This window comes from Acinetobacter sp. ANC5681 (genome assembly GCF_023488045.1).
In the GTDB taxonomy this organism is placed as follows: Bacteria; Pseudomonadota; Gammaproteobacteria; order Pseudomonadales; family Moraxellaceae; genus Acinetobacter.
This window is the reverse complement of sequence record NZ_JAMFKZ010000025.1, coordinates 1-13,132: the sequence shown is the minus strand read 5'-3', so window position 1 is coordinate 13,132 and position 13,132 is coordinate 1. Positions and strand designations below refer to the sequence as shown.

Annotated in this window: 12 protein-coding genes and 2 tRNA genes; 7 read left to right on the top strand and 7 right to left on the bottom strand. The window is 37.2% G+C overall.

The annotated features are described in order from the left end of the window. Positions 1 to 74: 74 nt before the first annotated feature. The 4 genes from M5121_RS12700 to uvrB all read right to left on the bottom strand — a co-directional run bounded on the left by M5121_RS12700 (position 75) and on the right by uvrB (position 5,576). The gene (locus M5121_RS12700; protein WP_087537111.1) at positions 75 to 1,532 is read right to left on the bottom strand and encodes a glyceraldehyde-3-phosphate dehydrogenase; all 1,458 of its coding nucleotides are present in this window, start codon (positions 1,530 to 1,532) and stop codon (positions 75 to 77) included. Between the two features lie 266 nt (positions 1,533 to 1,798). Further along, on the bottom strand, positions 1,799 to 2,743 hold the full coding sequence (rarD, locus tag M5121_RS12695; protein ID WP_249571378.1) for an EamA family transporter RarD: 945 nt from the start codon (positions 2,741 to 2,743) through the stop codon (positions 1,799 to 1,801). A 103-nt stretch (positions 2,744 to 2,846) separates the two neighbouring features. Further along, positions 2,847 to 3,431, bottom strand: a complete 585-nt coding sequence (locus M5121_RS12690) for a lipocalin family protein (protein ID WP_249571377.1) — start codon at positions 3,429 to 3,431, stop codon at positions 2,847 to 2,849. A 120-nt stretch (positions 3,432 to 3,551) separates the two neighbouring features. Beyond that, positions 3,552 to 5,576, bottom strand: coding sequence for an excinuclease ABC subunit UvrB (gene uvrB, locus M5121_RS12685; RefSeq protein ID WP_249571376.1), 2,025 nt, complete (start codon positions 5,574 to 5,576; stop codon positions 3,552 to 3,554). Between the two features lie 419 nt (positions 5,577 to 5,995). Here uvrB and M5121_RS12680 point away from each other — a divergent pair, with 419 nt between their 5' ends. The 4 genes from M5121_RS12680 to M5121_RS12665 all read left to right on the top strand — a co-directional run bounded on the left by M5121_RS12680 (position 5,996) and on the right by M5121_RS12665 (position 9,629). Then, entirely contained in the window at positions 5,996 to 6,358 is a 363-nt protein-coding gene (locus M5121_RS12680) for a hypothetical protein (protein ID WP_249571375.1), read from the top strand. Positions 6,359 to 6,410: 52 nt separating this feature from the next. After that, a complete protein-coding gene (locus M5121_RS12675; protein WP_249571374.1) occupies positions 6,411 to 6,977 on the top strand; it encodes a GGDEF domain-containing protein in 567 nt (188 codons plus the stop codon). Positions 6,978 to 7,173: 196 nt separating this feature from the next. Next, positions 7,174 to 7,980 (top strand): A1S_2505 family phage non-structural protein, encoded by an 807-nt coding sequence (locus M5121_RS12670; protein ID WP_249571373.1) that lies wholly within the window; start codon positions 7,174 to 7,176, stop codon positions 7,978 to 7,980. A 317-nt stretch (positions 7,981 to 8,297) separates the two neighbouring features. After that, positions 8,298 to 9,629 (top strand): CmpA/NrtA family ABC transporter substrate-binding protein, encoded by a 1,332-nt coding sequence (locus M5121_RS12665; protein WP_249571372.1) that lies wholly within the window; start codon positions 8,298 to 8,300, stop codon positions 9,627 to 9,629. Between the two features lie 109 nt (positions 9,630 to 9,738). Here the strand turns inward: M5121_RS12665 and M5121_RS12660 are convergent, their stop codons facing one another. Beyond that, positions 9,739 to 9,918, bottom strand: a complete 180-nt coding sequence (locus M5121_RS12660; RefSeq protein ID WP_005157661.1) for a hypothetical protein — start codon at positions 9,916 to 9,918, stop codon at positions 9,739 to 9,741. 213 nt (positions 9,919 to 10,131) lie between these two features. Here M5121_RS12660 and M5121_RS12655 point away from each other — a divergent pair, with 213 nt between their 5' ends. After that, positions 10,132 to 11,367, top strand: coding sequence for a pyridoxal phosphate-dependent aminotransferase (locus tag M5121_RS12655; protein ID WP_005157664.1), 1,236 nt, complete (start codon positions 10,132 to 10,134; stop codon positions 11,365 to 11,367). Between the two features lie 71 nt (positions 11,368 to 11,438). Here the strand turns inward: M5121_RS12655 and M5121_RS12650 are convergent, their stop codons facing one another. Together M5121_RS12650 and M5121_RS12645 are read right to left on the bottom strand one after the other, a co-directional pair. Then, entirely contained in the window at positions 11,439 to 11,858 is a 420-nt protein-coding gene (locus tag M5121_RS12650) for a GFA family protein (protein WP_087546742.1), read from the bottom strand. A gap of 255 nt (positions 11,859 to 12,113) precedes the next feature. Next, positions 12,114 to 12,545: a hypothetical protein gene (locus M5121_RS12645; protein ID WP_249571371.1), complete on the bottom strand. Its 432-nt coding sequence runs from the start codon at positions 12,543 to 12,545 to the stop codon at positions 12,114 to 12,116. A gap of 235 nt (positions 12,546 to 12,780) precedes the next feature. Here M5121_RS12645 and M5121_RS12640 point away from each other — a divergent pair. Then, positions 12,781 to 12,856: transfer RNA gene (locus tag M5121_RS12640), tRNA-Asn, on the top strand. A gap of 200 nt (positions 12,857 to 13,056) precedes the next feature. Continuing rightward, positions 13,057 to 13,132, top strand: a tRNA-Asn gene (locus M5121_RS12635).

Sequence of the window (13,132 nt, the reverse complement as noted above, 5' to 3'; positions counted from 1 at the left end):
AATACAATATTTTAGATATACCTAAGTATAAAAAAGGAGCTTTAAATCAGCTCCTTTTTTTCAACTTTCACAAATTATGCATTTGTTTCAGCTGGAATTTTTGTATAGCTTACGCCACACATTTGTTCAGCGATACGCAATACTTGGCAGCTATAACCCACTTCGTTATCGTACCAAACATACGCTGTTAAACGTGTACCAGAAGTGATTGTTGCTTGCGCATCAAACACACCTGCAGTACGTGAACCAATAAAGTCACTTGATACAACTTCAGTCGAGTTTGTATAACCAATTTGACCTTGTAGGCTAGAATTAATCGAGATTTGACGAATGTATTCGTTCACTTCTTCACGATCAACTTCTTTCTCTAAGTTTAAGTTCAAGATTGCAAGTGAAACGTTTGGTGTAGGAACACGTACAGAGTTACCTGTTAACTTACCTTTAAGACCTGGTAATGCTTTCGCAACCGCTTTTGCAGCACCTGTTTCAGTAATCACCATGTTTAATGTCGCAGCACGACCACGACGGTCAGCCTTGTGGTAGTTATCAATTAAGTTTTGATCGTTTGTGAATGAGTGAACTGTTTCAACATGACCATTTAATACTTTGTATTTGTCATCTAAAACTTTTAATACAGGTGTAATTGCGTTCGTAGTACAGCTTGCAGCAGAGATGATTTTGTCTTCATCTAAAATATCTGTATTGTTTACGCCGTATACAACGTTCTTCATCTCACCTTTACTTGGTGCAGTCAAGACTACACGTGCAATACCTGCACATTTCAAGTGTTGGCTTAGACCTTCAGCATCACGCCATTTACCTGTATTGTCGATCAAAAGCGCATTTTCAATACCATAAGCGGTGTAATCCACTTCGCTTGGGCTTGAAGCATAGATCACTTTAATGAATTGACCGTTTGCAATGATTGCTTCGTTTTCTTCATCAACAGAAATTGTACCGTCAAAAGTACCGTGAATAGAGTCACGACGTAATAATGAAGCACGTTTCGCCAAGTCACCGTCAGATGATTTACGAACTACAATCGCTTTAAGGCTTAAACCACGACCTAAACCAGATTGGCTAATGATTAAACGCGCTAAGATACGACCAATACGACCGAAACCGTAAAGAACGACATCTTTAGGTTCTTCAGATTTTGCTTTACCTTCAATCGAAGCAACGGCATTTGCAACAAATACATCTACATCGCCACCTTGATTTTTATATTCAACAGCAAGTTTACCGATGTCTACTTCAGCAGAACCAATGTTTTCAATTTTCATTAACGCTTCCAAAATTGGGAAGGTATGAACAACTGAAAGTTCTACATCAAGCATACGTGTACGGCGATGTGATTTTAAAATTTGAATCACTGAACGGTTTATTAAAGAACGACCGTAAACAGAAACAACAATATTTTTCTCACGGTATAATTGACCAATCAAAGCAATCATGCGTTCCGCGATTTCTTCACGGTTTTTCCAACGACCTTGATGTTCTGCGTGTAGGGCAACGATAGTGTCTTTGCTCACAGTTACGTCCTCAAATTTAATATCTATACTGGGCGTGAATTTTTAAAACGCCATAATTGTAATGGAATTATCATCAAGATTGAATCAAAAGCTGTTAATTGAGCTAAGATTTTGTCCTAATTCACTATAAATTCATAAAATACCTATAATTATTTTTGTGATTTTAGGTAAAAGTCTTTTTCAATCATCACAATACGTGTAATTTAAATCATTCTCATAGCAGTTTTATTGATAGTTTTCTCTTGTTTGTAATTAATTCCTAAACTTTAACTTTGATCATCAAAATTGATTCGCTTTGAATATTGTTTCACATTTAGATGTAAATGCTGCTTACGCTGTCGTTGTTGATACAGATGCCATGCTCCTTCAATTACCAATACCAATACTGCCAACCAAATTGGAATATAAGTTAACCATTCACCTGAGCTGATTTTTTCACCAAGCACCAACGACGCGAATGCCAATAAAATAGGCTCCAAATACCCCAGTAAACCAAAAATAATTAAGGGTAAATAGCGACTTGCTAAAATATAACTTCCTAGGCCAATCGCACTCAACAAACCTAAACCTAGAACGACAACTCCCAAACTAGGATGCTCTAAAAACTTTAAATATGGAGTTTCACCTGTCTGAGTAAAGAAAATCGCAATTGGCAGGATCAAGAATAAATCCCACCAAAAACCACCTAAGTTGTCGGTTTGAATTTTTTTACGAAGAATAAAGTAAGCTGCATAACCTAAAGCAACAAAAGCAGTTTCCCAAGCTATTGCACCTAAGCGCCAAATCTCATGCCCAACACCAAATACTGCCAGAAATACTGCGAGATACTGTAACTTAGACAATTTCTCGCCATATAAAAAGCTTCCAGCAAGCACAAGAACCAAAGGCAACAGGAAATACCCCAAAGAAACTTGTAACCCACGACCATGCATAGGCCCCCATAAAAACAACCATAATTGTGCTGAGGTCAGTACGGAAGTGATCATTAGAAACACTAATAAACTAGGCTTTACTATAATTCGATTAAATATGGTTTTGATATGCGTCAAGTCACCACTAAACCACATAAATAAAGTCAAAAATGGAATTGTGGCAATAATTCGCCACCCAAAAGTTTGTTCACTATCTAATGCACCCAATAATTGAGTGTAAAAATACAGAACCCCAAAGGTGACAGAAGCCAAAACTGAATAAGCAATGCCTTTTAACATTTTGACCTCAGAAGCATTTGGGACGTATCTTAAAAACGTGAATTATCCACTATATAAAAATAAAAAAACCATGCAAGCATGGTTTTAACTAAGTATAACCGATTTAACGATGTTCAGGGTAAATCACATCACGGATATCATAGCCTAATGATTTGGCATAATTTAGATATTCATGAATAATTTCTTTTTTCGGCTGAGGTGTACGTGACAACACCCATAGATATTTACGGCGTGGTTCACCCACAAGCACGGTTTGATAATCTTCATCAAGCTTTAAAACCCAGTAATCTCCGCGTGCAACAGGAATCCAACGCACACCTTCTGGTAAAAAGCTCACTCTTAATTTGGTGTTAAAAGGCGCATTCGCAACAAACGCCTCACCTAAACTGCGTTGTAAAGCACCCTCACCATCATAACATTTGTTATCAACAACAATATTGCCATTTTCGTTTAACGTATAAGTTGCTGTCACGTTATAAGCGCATTTACGTTCAAAGAACATTGGCTTACGAGCAACCTCATACCAAACACCCAAATATTTATCCAGTTCTACTTTATCAACTGTAGGTAAAGACTTTGATTGTGCATAAGCAATCGTTCCTACAGCCAGTCCAGTTAAGACCACTCCACCAATTGCAATTTTTGTTAAACGCCAACTTGCTTTAGGGAAATTCTTAATCAGCGGCATGGGAAATCCTCAAAACAGAAATTTGTTATCAATAGTCATATATTTAGCTTTTCAACATAGCCTATTTTATAAACAAAGATTGTTGCGATATGTATCCCTCTTGAGGATTTCTCTACTAGATTACGATTGCAACATATGGGCTTTGAGACGAACAATCTCATCTCGCAATCTAGCTGCTTGCTCAAACTGAAGCTCTTTTGAAGCTTTTAACATCTCTTTTTCAAGCTTGGTAATATGCTTGGCGAACAGTTTTGGATCCGATAAAAGATGCTGTTCGTCGGCACTGATACTCTGCGCTTGCTCTAACACTTTTTCATCAATTTCATCATCACTGAGCACTTCACCCGTATCGATTTCTTTAATTGCTTGACGCACAGCACTACGTGGGGTAATACCATGTAATTCATTAAATTCAATTTGTTTGTTACGACGACGATCTGTTTCATCCATCGCCTTGCGCATCGAGTCAGTAATACGATCCGCATATAAAATCGCTTTACCTTTCACATTACGTGCTGCACGACCAATGGTTTGAATCAAAGAACGTTCTGAACGTAAGAAACCTTCTTTATCTGCATCTAAGATTGCAACCAAAGATACTTCTGGCATATCCAAACCTTCCCGCAATAGGTTAATCCCAACCAGAACATCATGTACACCTGTACGCAACTCATGGATGATCTTCACACGTTCAACAGTATCAATATCCGAGTGCAGATACGCGACTTTAACGCCATATTCTTTCAGGTATGAGGTTAAATCTTCCGCCATACGTTTAGTCAAGGTTGTCACAAGGACACGCTCATTTAATTGTTTACGAATATTGATTTCAGAAAGTACATCATCGACTTGAGTTAATACTGGACGTACTTCAATTTCAGGATCAATCAAGCCTGTTGGACGAACGACCTGCTCAACAATTTGCTCTGACTTTTCTAATTCGTAATGTGCAGGCGTTGCACTCACAAAAACCGTGGTCGGAACAATTCGCTCCCACTCTTCAAATTTCATTGGACGGTTATCCAAAGCACTGGGTAAGCGGAAACCATAATTCACCAAGTTTTCTTTACGTGAACGGTCACCTTTATACATCGCACCAATTTGAGGAACTGTCACATGCGATTCATCGATGATCAGCAAGGCATCTTCAGGGATATAATCAAATAAAGTCGGCGGCGCTTCGCCTGCTGTGCGGCCTGAAAGATGGCGAGAGTAGTTTTCAATCCCATTGGTATAACCCAACTGCTGCATCATCTCTAAATCATAGCGAGTACGCTGTTCGATACGTTGCGCTTCCAGTAATTTGTCATGATCCTTGAAAAATTTAAGCTGATCCTTCAATTCATCTTTAATGGTATCAATCGCACGAGTTAAATAATCTTTTGGCGTAACATAATGACTTTTCGGATAAATCGTCACTCGTGGCACTTTACGCACCAATTTTCCTGTCAATGGGTCAAACCAGCGAATCGAATCAACCTCATCATCAAATAACTCCACTCGAATCGCATCTTTATCCGACTCGGCAGGGAAAATATCAATGATTTCGCCACGAATACGATAAGTACCACGTAAGAACTCCAATTCATTACGGGTATATTGCATTTCAACTAAACGGCGAATGATCTCATCACGACTGACGCGATCGCCTTGCACAATATGCAACAGCATTTGCATATAGGCATTCGGATCACCTAAACCATAAATCGCAGAAACTGAAGCGACAATAATCGCATCACGACGCTCTAATAAAGCACGCGTTGCAGAAAGACGCATTTGGTCAATGTGGTCGTTGATTGCTGAGTCTTTTTCGATAAAGGTATCGGATGATGGCACATAGGCTTCTGGTTGATAGTAATCGTAATAACTGACGAAATACTCAACCGCATTATTCGGGAAAAAAGCTTTGAACTCACCATAAAGCTGTGCAGCAAGCGTTTTGTTGTGCGCCATGACAATCGTTGGACGCTGTGTTTGTGCAATCACATTCGCCATCGTATAGGTTTTACCAGAACCCGTCACCCCAAGTAGTAACTGATTACGAAGACCATGCTCAATGCCATTAACTAACTTCTCAATCGCTTGTGGTTGATCACCGGCAGGTTGATAATTGGTGACTAACTCAAAAGGTTGGTTTTCGCTCACAAGAATACCCTTTTCAATCGATGCCTCATTGATGGAGGCAATTGACTCAATTTACAATCACTTTTATGTATTTCACTATAAAATATTATGCCAATCGTAAATGCATACAAATTATTTACCAATGAATAAAAAAATATGAGTAAGCTAGAGTTTTTACTCAATTATTTTGATATTTTCGATTAAGTGTGTTGAATTCATATATAAAAGCACATTAATCTACACCTTTCAAAAATATCAAGAATTTAGAAAAATTGCTGTGAATTCACTCAATGTGCAATATTTTATATTAATTGTCCCCAGTTGCCTGTTTTTTATTGGTTTGGCATTTACTTGCTGCCGTCTTTTTTTTAAGGCTGATATTTTTCTATTATGGATTGGCATATACCATTCCCTCTATTGCATTGTTTGCTCAATGTTTAATGTCAAATCCTCAACTTACCTTAGCTGCACCATTTACATCCGTTTTATATTTATTAGGCAGTTGGATTGGCGCCTATGCAATTAGTTTAAAACTAAACAGCACTTTTCAGCATAGAATTGCTTTTTTAATTTTTTTGTCTGCCCTGCTCGCACTGACTTATTATTCCTATATAGCACCACAAATATGGCTGCGCCTAGTGATTCTCAATATTGCTTTAGGAAGTATTGGCGTATTGGTTTTACCTGATTTATTCCGTCAACTCTCTAACAGCCGCTCTTTCGATCGCTGGGTGTTCATTTTCTATTTGATTAACGTTCTCTACTCATTTGTTAGAGCCACAATAAATTTCTTTTTTAGATAATATTGATCACAATCACATTGCATTAACCTCATCTAATTGGTGGTTATTAGGGATGTCTATCAATATTATTTTAAATATCCTGTTTGCCATTGTATTAAGTGGCTGTGCAATTAAAGATGTCGTTTATCACCTCAATAACGATCGCTTACATGATCCTTTGACCCATCTGCTCAATCGTCGTGGTTTTTTTGAAAAAACTGCATCCTTGTCATTTACCTCACAATCATACTTTCTCGTGAGTCTAGATCTAGATCATTTTAAAGGCATTAATGATACTTGGGGACATTATATTGGCGACCAGATTTTATATGGTGTTAGCCAAATGATGCTGAAAGATAAACAAGCCGAAGATCTTATCGCTCGTTTTGGTGGTGAAGAGTTTATTTGTTTATTCATCGCAGAGGATTCTGCCGCCGCCCTGATGCGAATCGAACATTATAAGACATTGCTAGAACAGACAACTTTTACGAATTATCAAATTAAAATGACAGCAAGTTATGGTCTAACCCATATTCATAATATGCATGATATTGAATACGCATTACAACGTGCAGATGATTTACTCTATCAAGCAAAAACCAATGGTCGAAATCATATCTCTTTTGATTTAATGCTCTAATTTACAAACTCATAGCTAAAACTTGTTTCAATGTTCTCTATCCTTTTAAGTTACATCTGCAATAAAATCGCTTGCACTATCAAGAAGAATAAAAGCAGCATCAAGAAATAACGATAAGAAAAAATCTAAAGCACTATTGACCCCTTATTCAATCGGCTGCAACATGAGATCAATATACATTTGAATGATAAAAAATATGTCTTATCAATATCACGATGAAACTATTGTCACTGAACTTCCTGAAGATACGGTATTTGTTTTTGGTAGTAATCTAGCTGGAATACATGATAGTGGCGCCGCACGTGTCGCGGCACAACATTTCGCAGCAGTTAACGGTGTCGGACGAGGTTGGGCTGGGCAAAGTTTTGCTATTCCAACATTAAATGAACATATCCAACAAATGCCACTTTCTCAAATTGAGCACTATGTCGATGATTTTAAAATTTATGCTAAAAATCATCCCAAAGTGAAATATTTTTTAACTGCATTGGGCTGTGGTATCGCAGGATATAAAGTCTCTGAGATTGCACCTTTATTCAAAGGAATTCATTCGAATGTGATTTTTCCAGAATCTTTTCGACCTTACATCGAGGATAATGCTGTTTCGCAATTTCCAGATCTGACTGCCAAAATGGTGCATAGCTTTATCTGTGATGAAGTCATTTTTTATTTTAATCATGGGTATGAATCTTTTGAAGAAGCTTTAGAACAAACAAAACTAAGCCCTTCAGAAAAAGCCATCGCGTTAATTGTACTTAATGAAGAACTTTATCCGCGTGATCGCTATGGGCGTGGACGTGAGCATGAAATTAACGATATATTGGCCAAATTGAATGGCAAAATATTTGATTTTCATGATAATTCTGAAGGTCCAATGATCTTTGTTAGTGCAATTATTGCATTAATGGAGCTCTATGATTTCGATGAGCAAGACTTTATTGCTTTATGGCAGGGCAAAAGCATTATTAAGCATCCTGTTCATCGCACCTTAAAAAAACATTAACTCACTCGATGATGAATCAGGTTTTATCCTTCAAGCATAAAACTTGATTCTTCCCATAATTACAATTTGGTTACAACATCCAAAATCCACAAAAAATAAATTATAAGATAATGATATTTAATAAAAATAAATAAAAAAATCATCATAAAATTCGCAAACACTGAAATCCATACAAGTGTATAAAATTAAAGCAATCTCAATGACTTACATGAAATAACAATAATGGCATGTTTTTTGCTTTTATCTATTGATGTTTATTACTGACGGGGAATTACATGAGAAGCGTATTTTTTAATAAGGCATTCGTCATATCTTATATGGCGAGCCTTCTTTTATTAGTCACTGGCTGCCAGCCATCCCCTGATAGTAACGCAACTGAATCAACCACAGAAAAAACGGCGCTAAAAATTGGTTTTGTTAAACTAACAGATATGGCACCTTTAGCCGTTGCTGTTGAGAAAGGTTTTTTTAAAGACGAAGGGCTATCAGTCCAACTCGAAGTACAACCCAACTGGAAGCTGTTATATACACGTGTACAAAAAGGTGAATTAGACGGTGCGCAAATGCTTGCCGCAATGCCACTTGCGTCCATGACGGAAAAATCAAGTGGTACAGAAATTATCACGCCATTTACCATGTCTTACAATGGTGCAGGGATCACCGTTTCAAATGCGATATGGTCGGAAATGAAAAATAACATTCCACTAGAAGACGGTAAACCGCAGCATCCGATTAGTGCATCAGCGCTTAAACCGATTGTGGATCAATACAAACAAAAGCATAAGCCTTTTAATTTAGGCATAACTTTTCCAACAGGCACACATAATTATATGTTGCGCTATTGGTTAGCTGCTGGTGGTATCAACCCAGGTATGTATGATCCAAATAAAAATGATTTGAGTGGCAATATCGGTGCCGACGTAACCCTTTCCGTTGTACCTCCACCAGAAATGATGGCAAAAATGGTAACAGGAACAACCTTAGGATACTCAGTCGGTGAACCTTGGAATCAAAAAGCAGTGAAAAAAGGCTTTGGTGTTCCCGTCATTACATCTGATGTGTTATGGGATAATGGTGCTGATAAAGTATTTGGAATTACCACATCGTTTGCAGAACAAAATCCAAATACCACAGTAAAAGTTGTAAAAGCACTCATTCGTGCATCAAGCTGGTTAGATGAAAATGATTATGCACATCGTAAAGAAGCAGCTAAACTCATCGCTCAAACAAATTATATTGGTGTCGATGAAGATATTATTACCAATAGCTTGACGGGTGTTTTTGAATATGAAAAAGGTGATATTCGCCCGTTAAAATCATTTAATACTTTCTTTACAGGACAATATGGTATTCCTTACTATTCAGATGCAATCTGGTGGTTAACTCAAATGCGTCGCTGGGGACAAATTGCGGAGACTAAACCGAATAATTGGTACCTTGAAACCGCTCAAAAAGCCTATCGCCCAGACATCTACACAAAGGCTGCAAATAGTTTAATCGCTGAAGGCAAAATGAAAAAAGAACAATTTCCAAACCTTGCAACAGCAACATTCATAAAACCACCACAAACCAGTCGTTTAGATGGAGTTGTGTTTGATGCCAATAAACCAACCGCATTTTTAGCAGCATTTAAGATTGGTAATAAATAAAAATTAATCAAATAAAAAAAGCCAATGATACGTTTATATAAACATCTCATTGGCTTTTTTATCGACTCATCTTTTAGGAAGCTACTGGGAAAGTATCCTCCATCAAAAATTATCGTTTCCCCATCGAACGACGTGTACCACGCGGTGGCATCCAAGTACGATCTGCATATTGCTCAGGTTTTGGTCGCACCTGATTATGCGTAGCATCCTCAGAGTTATCCTGAGTAGATGGCATAGGGAAAGGTAATTTGACTAAAGCTTTCTTGGCTTTAGGTTGTTGCGCAGTCATTGAAATTCTCTCGAAATTTAAATTTCTAGCGCCCATTGTAATAGATTTTTATTATTTTGCTAAAATTAAAATATGTAAAAAGTACTGTACGATCTAAACCTATAATTTAGTAACTTTTTATTCAATAAAGGTAAGTTTCAGCCACAAATAAACCGATTTAAGCTAAAATGAGCTGCTTTTTTATTTTCTAATCCCATAAGAAGGAATAATGCCGTGGACGTACGTCTCTCTGATCGTGTCAATGCCATCAAACCGTCCCCTACACTTGCAGTAACCAACAAAGCCGCTGAGCTTAAAGCTGCTGGTAAAAACGTAATTGGTTTAGGTGCAGGCGAACCAGACTTTGATACACCTCAACATATCAAAGATGCTGCTATTGAAGCGATTAATAAAGGCTTTACAAAATATACAGCTGTAGACGGTACTCCGAGTTTAAAAAAAGCAATTATCGCAAAATTAAAACGTGATAATAACTTAGACTACCAACCTAATCAGATTTTAGTATCTTGTGGTGGTAAACAAAGTTTCTTTAACTTGGCACTTGCTTTGTTAAACAAAGGTGATGAAGTAATCATTCCTGCGCCATTCTGGGTAAGCTATCCAGACATGGTAATTATTGCTGAAGGTACGCCTGTTATTGTGAAATGTGGTGAAGAACAACGCTTCAAAATCACACCAGAACAATTGGAAGCTGCGATTACACCAAATACACGTTTACTTGTATTAAACAGCCCGTCTAATCCAACAGGTATGATTTATACCAAAGCTGAATTAGAAGCTTTGGCTGAGGTACTTCGTCGTCATCCACAAGTATTAATTGCTTCTGATGACATGTACGAACCAATTCGTTGGGAAGATGAGTTCTATAACATCGCAACAATTGCACCTGACTTATATGATCGTACAATTGTTCTTAACGGCGTATCAAAAGCGTATGCAATGACAGGTTGGCGTATTGGTTACGCTGCTGGTCCAGCAAAACTCATTGGTGCGATGAAAAATATTCAATCTCAATCGACATCTAACCCAACTTCAATTTCTCAAGTTGCGGCTGAAGCGGCATTGAACGGCCCGCAAGATGTATTAAAACCAATGATTGAAGCGTTTAAACGCCGTCATGACCTTGTGGTAAATGGCTTAAATGAAATCAACGGTATTTCTTGCCTGCCTGCTGATGGCGCATTCTATGCCTATGCCAATATCCGTCCATTAATTCGTGCCAAAGGTTTAAAATCTTGCACAGAATTCTCTGAATGGTTGCTTGAAGAAACTGGTGTAGCTGTTGTACCCGGTGATGCTTTTGGTTTAGGTGGTTTTATGCGTATTTCTTATGCAACTGCTGATGATGTATTAGTTGATGCTTTAGCGCGTATTAAAAAAGCAGCAGACTCAATTGATGGTGTTGATGCCGCAATTGCTTCGATTGCAGCAGAAAAAGCCGCTCAATAATCTGAGTTGCGATAAAAAAAGAAGCTTCTCAATGAAGCTTCTTTTTTTGTCTTTATGAATCAACTAAAAATTTATTCTTTTGCTTCTGCATTAAATAAAGCAACTACATCGGCTTCAGTCATCTTCTTCGTTGCATTTTGAAATGCGTAAAACTCAGGCTTACTATCAATATAGATTTCCAAATCAAAATTCAAATCTTGAGGCGACTCATTCAATGCAAAAGCATTAATATTGCAATAATTCTGATCTTTAGTCCGCCAAAATAAATTTGTGCCACAAGAATTACAGAACCCTCGCTCGCCCCAAGCCGATGAATTATAGACAGAAAGATGGTCTTGTTTTAAAAATTTTAAGCTGCCCTGTTTCACATCAATCGTCATAATCACACCACTGGTCTGTCGACGACAAATCGAGCAATGACAAGCATGTACATCATGATTGCTTAATTCAACTTCAAATGTGGTTTCACCACAAACACATTGCCCTTTCATTATAAATTTACCTTTTATTCAAAATTGTTATCAATTAATTTTAGAAGAAAATAAAAAAATATTGAATTTAATAATTTCTGCAACATAATTTTATATTCATAAGATACTTCAAAAAATAATCTACTTCTTTTACTTCATACACATCAGCTTGATTTAGATTGATACGAAAATAAGGGCGATATTATTAAAAAATTATACAGTGACATACATATACGCCCTTTCATTTTATGCTGTAGATTTATGCTTACTATGACTTCATGCAATCGCTTTATTTTCATGATAGTTTTTTGGTCGTGAGCATAAGTGACTGAAAACAGCATATTGCCAAATACTCTTCACTTGTACAGCTACAATTTTATTTTCTGCAACTGACCAAGCCAGTGCAGTATTTGCACCCAAAATAAGCTCACCACCCAGCTGAAACAAGTACAAAGGAAAATGCTCATTCACCGTTAATACATTTTTCTGCGTCAATAAATTTTTAGTGTTTTGAATTTTCCATTTATCACCAAACCAAAGTTGCAATAAATCGCCTAGAAATAAAGCTTGTTGCTTAAATGGAAATGTATTTAAAAAACAGTTTTCAACTGATGTGTAATACTGCTGAGGATCTTCAATGATTTCAAGATAATGATCTTGATAAAAAGATAAATTTGAGAAAATAGATTGAATACTAAGAATAGTCATTTTGACCTCCGATTTAGCCATTTTAGTGCTGGCAAGTTGGGTTAAATCCACACTGTCTAGATAAAAATCTAAACACTTTACTGTTTCGAATCTAACAATAGCCTGATCAAAGTTCAAGTTATTTTTCCGATTTCGCCCCAATTGTGCAAATAAAAAGCATACAGTAAAAAAATGAAAGAAACATGACACTTTTAGCTTGACCGATTTTAAAAGCTGCCTATAATGGCATTCAGATTCTCCCATAGCTCAGTCGGTAGAGCGACGGACTGTTAATCCGCAGGTCCCTGGTTCGAGCCCAGGTGGGAGAGCCAAATTCAAAGAAGCCTATATCCAATATGATATGGGCTTTTTTATTGATCGAAACTCACCCTAGCTCCTAATAAAAACAAAGTATCCTATCCATTAAATTTATAAAAATGCTGATAAAAAGTACAATCAAATCAATATTTAATTTTTTTATTATTCAGCTCTTGACCACATCCCTATTCATGCATAGAATGCCTATCCAGATTCTCCCATAGCTCAGTCGGTAGAGCGACGGACTGTTAATCCGCAGGTCCCTGGTTCGAGCCCAGGTGGGAGAGCCA